General features: G+C 64.0%; 8 protein-coding genes. 4 read left to right on the top strand and 4 right to left on the bottom strand.

The window, feature by feature from the left end; all coding sequences use genetic code 11:
- The 3 genes from EOA27_RS17425 to EOA27_RS17415 all read left to right on the top strand — a co-directional run.
- Nucleotides 1–209, top strand: a 209-nt coding sequence (locus EOA27_RS17425; protein WP_189562049.1) for a YcjX family protein, incomplete at its 5' end; no start/stop codon positions are given.
- On the top strand, nucleotides 206–1,279 hold the full coding sequence (locus EOA27_RS17420; RefSeq protein ID WP_126082554.1) for a TIGR01620 family protein: 1,074 nt from the start codon (nucleotides 206–208) through the stop codon (nucleotides 1,277–1,279). The genes EOA27_RS17425 and EOA27_RS17420, both read left to right, overlap by 4 nt.
- Before the next feature lie 102 nt (nucleotides 1,280–1,381).
- Complete coding sequence (locus tag EOA27_RS17415; protein WP_095818606.1) at nucleotides 1,382–1,936, top strand: hypothetical protein; 555 nt, start codon at nucleotides 1,382–1,384, stop codon at nucleotides 1,934–1,936.
- Nucleotides 1,937–2,008: 72 nt separating this feature from the next.
- On the opposite strand, the gene EOA27_RS17410 is transcribed toward EOA27_RS17415, so the two are convergent.
- From EOA27_RS17410 to EOA27_RS17395, 4 genes are all read right to left on the bottom strand, one after another.
- A complete protein-coding gene (locus EOA27_RS17410) occupies nucleotides 2,009–2,401 on the bottom strand; it encodes a hypothetical protein (protein ID WP_245467039.1) in 393 nt (130 codons plus the stop codon).
- 25 nt (nucleotides 2,402–2,426) lie between these two features.
- A complete protein-coding gene (locus EOA27_RS17405; RefSeq protein WP_126082553.1) occupies nucleotides 2,427–2,630 on the bottom strand; it encodes a hypothetical protein in 204 nt (67 codons plus the stop codon).
- Between the two features lie 10 nt (nucleotides 2,631–2,640).
- Complete coding sequence (locus EOA27_RS17400; protein WP_126082552.1) at nucleotides 2,641–3,849, bottom strand: MFS transporter; 1,209 nt, start codon at nucleotides 3,847–3,849, stop codon at nucleotides 2,641–2,643.
- A 61-nt stretch (nucleotides 3,850–3,910) separates the two neighbouring features.
- Entirely contained in the window at nucleotides 3,911–4,894 is a 984-nt protein-coding gene (locus tag EOA27_RS17395) for an AraC family transcriptional regulator (protein ID WP_126082551.1), read from the bottom strand.
- Nucleotides 4,895–5,139: 245 nt separating this feature from the next.
- On the opposite strand from EOA27_RS17395, the gene EOA27_RS17390 reads away from it, so the two are divergent.
- A partial coding sequence (locus EOA27_RS17390; protein WP_189562048.1) for a monovalent cation:proton antiporter-2 (CPA2) family protein occupies nucleotides 5,140–6,317 on the top strand: 1,178 nt, incomplete at its 3' end.

Raw genomic sequence — 6,317 nt, 5'->3', positions numbered from 1 at the left:
CCGCCATATTCCCGGGCGATTTGCCGGAAAAGGTCGATGCCGTGTTCGACAGGTCCGCATCATCGCTCGACAGCGCCGAGCCGGCGATCCGCTTCGTGCGTTTCCGCCCACCGAAGCTCGAGCGTACCGCCGAAGGCGTCACGCTGTCCTTGCCGCATATCCGGCTCGACCGCGCGCTGCAGTTCCTGATCGGAGATCATCTGGCATGACCGCGCCCCGCAAACCGGCGGCCTTCCGCATCGAGCCCGAGACCGAGCCGAAGTCGCAAGTCAGCCGCGTCGCCGCGGAGCAGCCGGCGCGCAGGCCGCGCGCCGCGCGGGCCGACGTGGCGGTCGTGATCCCCTCGGAGGTCGACGTTTTCGACGAGCCGGATATCGAGGCCCCGCCCCCGCCACCGGCGACAGCGCCGCGAAAGCGTTCGCTGCTGGCGCGGCTGTTCTTCGGCGCACTCGGCGTGCTCGTCTCGCTGGCGGTCGGCCTGTGGGCGGACCAGCTGATCCGCGACCTGTTCGCGCGCGCCGAATGGCTGGGCTGGCTGGCGGCCGGCATGGCGACGATCGCGCTACTCTCGCTGCTCGTCATCCTTATCCGCGAATTCCTGGCCATTGCTCGCCTTGCCGAAGTCGAGAAGATGCAGAAGCGGGCCCTGGATGCCGTGGCGCGCGACGATCCCAAGGCCGCGCGCGCCCTCGTTGATGAGCTCTCGGCCTTCGTCGCCGCAAAACCCGAGACCGCCGCCGGACGCCGTTCGCTCGCCGAGTTGCGCGGCGAGATCATCGACGGCGCCAATCTGGTGCGGCTTGCCGAGACCGAGATCCTGTCGCCGCTCGATGCCCGCGCCAAGATCATGATCCTTGAGGCCGCCAAGCGCGTCTCCCTGATCACGGCGGTCAGCCCCCGCGCGCTGGTCGACATCGCCTATGTCGTGTTCGAGGCGGGCCGCCTGATCCGGCGCCTTTCCGAACTCTATGGCGGGCGCCCGGGCACGCTCGGCTTCTTCCGGCTGGCGCGTGGCGTGCTCGCGCATCTGGCGGTGACCGGCTCGATCGCAGTGGGCGACAGTTTCGTGCAGCAGATCGTCGGCCATGGGCTTGCCGCAAAACTCTCTGCGAAGCTCGGCGAAGGGGTCGTCAACGGAATGATGACGGCGCGCATCGGCATCGCGGCGATGGAAACCGCCCGCCCCTTGCCGTTCATTGCCGTGAAGCGCCCGGGCCTTGGCGATTTCCTCTCGGCGCTGACCTCGTTCGCGGCCAAAAAAGACGGTCAGGCGGAGTAACAGGGTAAACGCGAAAGCCACCTCCAGTGACGAAGCATTAACCAATCTTCGCCATGGTCGATCAGGTCCCAAGAATAGACTCTGTCGTGCCGGGTGTCGTCCATGAGAAGCGTAATCCTGTCCTGCGTGCTGCCTGCGACCGTTGCTATTGCCGCGCCGCTCGGATTGGTCGAAAAAGCCTTTGGCGCCGAGCCGGACAAGCAGTTCTTCCGGTCCGTCGAGGGCCGATGGGTAGGCCCTGGCGAGATCATCGCCGGCAAGTACAAGGGCACCAAATTCACCTGCGATTTCAACGGCTCGACGCCTGACGGCAAGGTCGGTATGACGTTGGACGGCAACTGCCGGGTCGGCGTCTTCACGCAGAAGATGTCCGCGACCGTCGAGCGCAAGGGTCGCGACGGCTACCGGGGCGCCTTCATGGGCGGCTCGACCGGCAACGGCATGGATATTGTCGGCGGCAACGTCGTCGACGCCCAGAAGGTCGTCTTCACCATCAACCGCAACCAGTTGAACGGCGTCATGCAGGCCCGCGTGCCCGACGACAATTCGATGACCGTGACGGTGGCTGTGCGTGTCGACAAACAGCTGGTGCCTGTGATCGGCATGAGCCTGAAGCGGGTCGACTCGGTCGAAGTCGGCGCCATCGCCAAGAACTGACCCGACGCGCCGACCTCCGCAAAAAGGCGGCGGCCGCTTGGCCACCGCTTTCGTGTTCATCGATAGCTGAGATCAACCCTTGATGGTGGCCGTCAGCTCGTCATAGGCCTTGCAGGCTTCGTCAAGCGTCGTCGCGCCCTGATACTTGGCGGTCACAGCCTGCACCTTGGCGGTCAGATCGGCCGCCTTGCTCGGATCCTTGGTGATGGCTTCCTGGAGGGCGGCAGCCATGTCCTGCGCCTTCTTGGCGGCTATTTCCTGCGTGCATTCCGGCCCCTTGGAGCAAGCCGATGCAGCCAACGCCGCAACACCTACGGCGACGAGCAAAAACTTTTTCATGTCAATCATCTCCTCAAAAAAGGCAGCCGCCCATCGCGACTGCCTCCGATGGCCGAAGCCGAACGTGCCATAACCGCTGATTGTGGCGGCGCGCAACAACCGGGCTGCGTAAACTTGTGTAACCACGATGCAATATCGCGGCGTTCCAGATTCAGGCCGCCCAATGCATGTAAAACAACAAGCTGAGGCGTGTCGCATCAGGCCGTTCAGCGCGACGCGCTTCAGAGCAGTTCCAAGAAAGTGTGAAGCGTTTAGGTTCGGCGACTTCGCCGTAACCTTCCGTCCCGAATTGCGTAAAAACAAAGAGATAGAGCGTCTCGCCGTTTCCCTGAAACGGTGAGACGCTCTGGGTCACTGGAACAAGTTCACCTGCGAGGCTGCAGCAGCGCCAGCACCACCGTTGCGACGGCAAGAATGGCGGTAAGGGTCAACGGCCCCGTTGCGCCATAGGTGTCCACGACATAGCCGCCGACAACCGCGCCGGTGGTGATGGCCACCTGGAAAGAGGCGACCATCAGGCTGCCCGCTGCTTCCAGCGCATCGGGTGCCGCACGCGACAGATTGGTTGGCAGCACCACCGGCCCCATGCCGAAGGCCAGGCCCCAAAGCGTGACAAACCCAAAGGCAGCGCCGATGTGCACGCCCCAAAGCACCAATGCCAGCGCCGCGAATGCCATCAACGCTGCAGTGACCACGAGAGCCACGTGGATGTTGGCGTCGGCCATGCGGCCGCCGGCAACATTGCCAATCACGGCTGCGATGCCAAATCCAAGCAGGGCCAGGGCAATTGGCCCGGTTGCAAGCAGGGTCACGTGTTCGAGGAAGGGGCGCACATAGACAGAGCCGGCGAAATGTCCGGTCATCAGCAAAAGAATGGCAAGCATGCCGAGTTGAACGCCACGCCGCCGTGTCAGCCGAAATACATCCGCGAGACTATTGCTGGCGGTTGCAGGCAGGGTCGGCAGGCTGAGCAACTGCGCCAGCATGGCCAACACGGCCAGCCCCGCCGCCATGGCCATGGCGCTGCGCCATCCCAACCAGTCGCTGATCAGCGCGCCCATCGACGGTGCGGCAATGGTGGCAAGCGAGACGCCGAGGGTGACGATGGCCATGCCACGCCCCGTCGCATTGGCGCCAACCAACCTCGCCACGACGGCAACCGAAAGTGCCCAGAAAGCGCTGAGAGCGATACCCAACCCGGCGCGGCCTAACAACAACAGCCAGAAATTAGGCGCCAAGGCCGCAAGAAGGTTGGAGGCGACCGCCAGGGCCATGAGGCCGACCAGCACGGTCTTGCGGTTCAATCTGCCGATGAGAACATTGCTTAACATGGCCGTCACGGCGCCGACGGAAGCGGTGGCGGTGACGACCTGTCCGGCCGTTCCCTCGCTGATGCCGAGATCGCGTGCCATCGGCGTCAACAGACCTGCGGGCAGGAATTCGGCTGACACCAGCGCAAAGCTGGTGGCCGCCAATGAAAGGACCGCAAACCAGGTGCCTGCGCTCCATGCGGCTGGCGCATCCTCATCAAGGCCAATCGCGGTGTCTTCAAGCTGTAATGTTGTGTCAGTCACGGAAGGAGTCTCCAAAGTTTGGAGATCTTAGATAGGCTAGTCCGCCCGGATTATATGTATCTTAAAATCCGAAGTTCATGTCCATTCGTCCGGAAATTGTGCGGCGCACAACGCCCGGCGAGACATTGGTGATGCGCTTGAACGCGCGCGCGAAGGATGCCTCGGAATCATAGCCCAGACGGGTAGCGACTTCGGCAACCGACATGCCGTTTTGCCCCAGCAACTCGCGGGCAAGCTGCATGCGCAGACGAGCGAGATAGCGTGCAGCGCCCTCGCCCAAGACAGCGCTGAAGCGCTCGGCAAAAATCGAGCGCGATTGGCCGGCCAGGGCGGCTAGGCTTTCCAGCGTCCAGTTATGGCCGGGATCTCGGTGCATGGCTGCGAGAGCGCGGCCGATATGGGGGTCGCGGATGGCGGCGAGCCAGCCGGTGGTCGAGGCTCCGGTGCAATTGACCCAGCAGCGGATGAGCCGGGCCGTCAGCAAATCCGCCATCCGCGACAGGATGGTGGCGCTGCCCATCTGCGGTTGCGCGGCCTCGGCCGTCATAGCCGCCAGCAAAGGACGCATGACCGGGTCATTTCCGGCCACGTCGCAGCCTTTGATGACAGGCGGCATCAACGTGATCAACGGGTTGAGCGCGCAGGAACCCAGTGCCATCGAGCCGCAGAAAAGGGTGCTTGTCGCGCCCGTTCCCTGCCTGACCACTTCGCAGACATTGCCGCCCAACTTGGTCACCTGGCACCCCTCGAGCGAGTCGCCGACGACGTCCGGCGCACTGGCCAGCCGATGAGCGATGCCTTGCGGCAGCAGCACCAGATCGCCATTGCGCAACTCCTGCCAGCCTTCCTCTTCGGTATGGATCCAGCATGGGCCCTGGCCGACAAAGTGAAAGCGAAGGAGCCTCTGTTGCGGAAAGGCGATGCTCCATGGATGTCGCAGCTCGCAGCGGCCATAGTTCACGCCACTCAAGCGAAAGTCCTGCAGGACTTCGCTGAGCGCATCCATCGGGATATCCGGAAGCGGGCGGGACGAATAGTCAGACATTTCGCCATTATAGATGCCGAACGTCCGACAGGCAAGCGAAGGTCCCTCCGACGGCGCCTACCCTTCCTGGCAGGCCTCCCGCCCTTGCCTCTCCCTCCCGGTGCATGCAAGGAGTGCTTCTAATGCATGTCGCCCAGAAGTGCGCAGCGGTTCTGGAATAACGACATGCATCAAGCAAAGACCTGAAGCGCGTCCACCTGAATGTTTTCCAGGCGAACGCGCTTTTCAGCAACAGGATGACAGCCATGGCAGCTGAAGCGTCGAGCAGCGATCTGGTGCAGGTGGTGGCGTTGCTCGCGGCCGGCGTCATCGCCGTGCCGATCTTCAAGCGCATGGGGCTGGGCTCGATCCTCGGCTACCTTGCCGCGGGCGTGGTCATCGGCCCGTTCGGCCTGCGCGTCTTTTCCGAATCGGGATCGATCCTCCACGTCGCCGAGCTCGGCGTCGTCATGTTCCTGTTCATCATCGGGCTGGAAATGCAGCCGTCGCGGCTCTGGGGCCTGCGTCGCGAGATCTTTGGATTGGGCGCCCTCCAGGTCGGCGTCTGCGCGGTCCTGCTCACCCTCGTCGGACTGGCCGGAGGCTTTCCGATCGCGCAGTCCTTCGTTGCCGGCGCCGGCTTCGTGCTGACCTCGACGGCGATCGTCATGCAGCTGCTGGAAGAGCGCGGCGAGATCGCCACGCCGAAAGGCCAGCGCATCGTCTCCATCCTCTTGCTTGAAGACCTGATGATCGTGCCGCTGCTGGCGCTGGTGGCCTTCCTCGCGCCCGGCGGCGCCGAAACCAGTATTTCGGAGCGGCTGACCGAAGTCGGCATGGGCATCGCCGCGATCGTCGGGCTGGTCGTGGCCGGCCGTTATCTGCTTAATCCGCTCTTTCGAATCCTGGCCGACGCGCGTGCCCGCGAGGTCATGACCGCCGCGGCCCTCCTGGTGGTGCTGGGATCGGCTCTCGCCATGCAGCTCTCCGGCCTTTCGATGGCGATGGGCGCCTTCCTCGCCGGCGTGCTCCTGTCGGAATCGACTTTCCGACACCAGCTCGAAGCCGATATCGAGCCGTTCCGCGGGATCCTGCTCGGCCTGTTCTTCCTCGCCGTCGGCATGTCGCTCGACCTTGGCGTCGTCGCCCATAACTGGCGGCTCGTCGCGATCTATGTCGTCGCCTACATGGTCATGAAGGCGCTCGGCATCTACATCGTCGCGCGCATCCTGAAGAGCGGCCATCGCGAGGCGCTCGAACGCGCCGTCTTCATGGCGCAGGGCGGCGAATTCGCCTTCGTGCTTTATTCGTCCGCGGCCGCGGTCGGCATCATCGACGGCCAGGCCAACGCAACGCTCACCGCCATCGTCATCATCTCGATGGTGCTGACGCCGCTCGCGATCCTGGCGCTGCGCTACCTCACCCCGCGCGACGAGCAGTCGCT

The sequence above is a fragment of the Mesorhizobium sp. M2A.F.Ca.ET.037.01.1.1 genome, assembly GCF_003998075.1.
Classification (GTDB): Bacteria; Pseudomonadota; Alphaproteobacteria; order Rhizobiales; family Rhizobiaceae; genus Mesorhizobium.
This window is presented reverse-complemented; position numbering and strand designations above follow the sequence as displayed.

Bases quoted from the DNA above. Each gene is read 5' to 3' on its own strand.
- EOA27_RS17420 (WP_126082554.1), top strand. From the start codon at position 206: ATGACCGCGCCCCGCAAACCGGCGGCCTTCCGCATCGAGCCCGAGACC.
- EOA27_RS17415 (WP_095818606.1), top strand. From the start codon at position 1,382: ATGAGAAGCGTAATCCTGTCCTGCGTGCTGCCTGCGACCGTTGCTATT.
- EOA27_RS17395 (WP_126082551.1), bottom strand. From the start codon at position 4,894: ATGTCTGACTATTCGTCCCGCCCGCTTCCGGATATCCCGATGGATGCG.